Source organism: Candidatus Effluviviaceae Genus I sp., assembly GCA_016867725.1.
GTDB lineage: Bacteria > Joyebacterota > Joyebacteria > Joyebacterales > Joyebacteraceae > VGIX01.
On the sequence record VGIX01000093.1, the window covers coordinates 1 to 2,765 of the forward strand.

General features: G+C 71.7%; 2 protein-coding genes. Both read left to right on the forward strand.

Annotated elements, in window-relative coordinates; translation table 11 throughout:
- A partial coding sequence (locus FJY74_09745) for a molybdopterin-dependent oxidoreductase (protein ID MBM3308595.1) occupies window positions 1-2,502 on the forward strand: 2,502 nt, incomplete at its 5' end.
- Window positions 2,499-2,765, forward strand: a 267-nt coding sequence (locus FJY74_09750; protein ID MBM3308596.1) for an 8-oxoguanine deaminase, incomplete at its 3' end; no start/stop codon positions are given. The genes FJY74_09745 and FJY74_09750, both read left to right, overlap by 4 nt.

Genomic DNA, 2,765 nt, shown 5'->3' on the forward strand with positions numbered 1-2,765 from the left:
ATCCGCGAGCACCTCACCGGGAACCTGTGCCGGTGCACCGGCTACGTGAAGGCCGTCGAGGCGGTCAGGGCGGTGGCGGAGGGGCGGGCGACGGGCGCCGCTCCCGCGCCGCGCGGGCCGGAGACGGAAGCGCCGCAGGGCGGGCCGGGTACGAGCCCGGGCGCGCGCTTCCACGCCGTCGGCCGCAGCGCGCCCAAGGTCGAGGGGCTGGGGCTTGTGTCGGGGAAGGCACGCTACACGGACGACCTCGCGCCCCCCGGCGCGCTCACCGGCCGCATCAAGCGGAGCCCGCACGCCCACGCGCGCATCGTGCGCATCGATGCGTCGAAGGCGCTTGCGCTCCCGGGCGTCCACGCGGTGCTCACCTGGAAGGACGTCCCGCGCGTGCCGTTCTCCACGGCCGGTCAGAACTGCCCCGAGCCGTCGCCGTACGACGCCGTCGTGCTCGACTCCGTCGTGCGGTTCGTCGGCGACCGCGTGGCGTTCGTCGCGGCCGAGACGCCCCTTCTCGCCGAGAAGGCCTGCGACCTCATCGAGGTCGAGTACGAGGTCCTGCCGGCTGTGCTGGACCCGGCCCGCGCGATGGACCCCGACGCGCCGAAGCTCCACCCCGAGCCGGACAAGACCGGCATCGCCGACCCCTCGCGGAACCTCGCCGGCCGCGTGGAGGCGTCGGTCGGCGACGTCGAGCGCGGGCTCCGCGAGGCCGATCGCGTCTTCGAGCATGAGTACCGTGCCCAGTACGTCCAGGCCACGCCGACCGAGGCGCACGCGACCGTCTCGTACCTCGATCCGAACGACCGTCTCGTCATCGTGACGAGCACGCAGGTCCCGTTTCACGCGCGGCGCATCGTCGCGCGGCTCTTCGGGCTTCCCATCTCGCGGGTGCGCGTCATCAAGCCCCGCGTCGGCGGCGCCTTCGGCGCGAAGCAGGAGATCGTCCTCGAGGACGCCTGCGCCGCGCTCACCCTTGCGACGCGGCGGCCGGTCCGCATGGTGCTCGACCGCGACGAGGAGCTCTTCGCGTCGCGAACGCGGCACCCGCAGACGCTCCGCGTCCGGACCGGCGTGAGGAAGGACGGCTCGCTCACCGCCATCGAGATCACCACCCTTGCGAACACCGGCGCGTACGGCGGCCACGCGACCACGGTCCCGTCCAACACGGGCAGCAAGACGATGCCGCTCTACCGCGCGCCGAACCTCCGTTTCTTCGCGGAGTCCGTGTATACGAACCTCCCCATTTCGGGCGCTTTGCGCGGCTACGGCGCGCCGCAGGGCTACTTCGCGCTCGACTGCCACATGGACGAGGTCGCGAGGGCGCTCGGCCGCGATCCGGTCGAGTTTCGGCTCGCGAATGCGATCCGGCAGGGCGACGAAGACCCCATCGCCGAGCGGCTCGGCGAGGGGAAGGCCGGATACAAGCGCATCATCCGGACGAACGGACTTCGCGAGTGCTGGGAGAAGGTGCGCGAAGCGTCCGGATGGGACCCGTGGGTGTCGTCGCTCGCGCCGGGGGAGACCGGGCGGCCGGGGTCGCTGCCGTGGATGCGTCTCGGCAAGGGCGTCGCGTTTGCGATGCACGGGAGCGGCATCCCCGGCGACGACATGGGCTCTGCGACCGTCAAGGCGAACGAGGACGGGACCTTCAACCTGCTCATCGGCGCGACCGACCTCGGGACCGGGAGCGACACCATCCTCGCGCAGATGGCCGCCGAGGTGCTCGGGGTCGGCGTCGAGCGGATCTTCGTGCTGTCGTCCGACACGGACAACACGCCGTTCGACGTCGGCGCGTACGCGTCGAGCACGACGTACGTGTCGGGCGGCGCGGTCGTCAAAGCGGCCGAGGGCGTGCGCGACCGGCTGCTGCATCACGCCGCGGCGATGCTCGGCGAGGACGCTGCCGGGCTCGTCTGCGAGGACGGCGCCGTGCGCGCGCCGTCGGGGCGGAGCGTGAGCCTCGCCGAGGTCGCGTCGCGGGCGATGTACGGCGAGGAGAAGGAGCAGGTCGCGTTCACGGCGTCGAATGTGACCTTCGACTGCCCGCCGCCGTTCGCGGCGGCCGTCGCGGGCATCGAGGTGGACACGGAGACCGGGCGCGTGGATGTGACGGACTTCGCGTGCGCCATCGACTGCGGGTTTCCCATCAACCCCGCGCTCGCAGAGGGGCAGATCCAGGGCGGCGTCGTGATGGGCCTCGGGTACGCGCTCTCCGAGGAGATGCTCTTCGACGCGCGCGGGCGCATGGTCAACGCGAGCCTCCTCGACTACAAGATCTTCTCGTCCGTGGACACGCCGCCCGTGAAGGCGATCCTCGTGACGACCCACGAGCCCACGGGCCCGTTCGGCGCGAAGAGCGTCTCGGAGATCCCGGTGGACGTCGTCGCGCCGGCGATCGCGAACGCGGTCTTCGCGGCAACGGGCGCGCGGATCCGCGAACTCCCGCTCACGCCCGAGCGCGTGCTCGCGGCGATCGACGGGTTGCGCGAGGGGGCACGGCGGTGATCATCTTCAAGAGCGTGTACCACGTCGCCACGATGAACGACGCCCGGGAGCGGCTCTCGGGCGTTGACGTGCTCGTCGAGGGGAACCGGATCGCGCGCATCGGGCGAGGACTCCAGGCGCCCTGGGGCGCGCGCGCCATCGAGTGCTCCTCGATGCTCATGCTGCCAGGCTTTGTGAACCTCCACCACCACTTCTACCAGACGCTCCAGCGGAACGTCCCCGCCGCCCAGAACCGCAAGCTCTTCGACTGGCTCACGACGCTC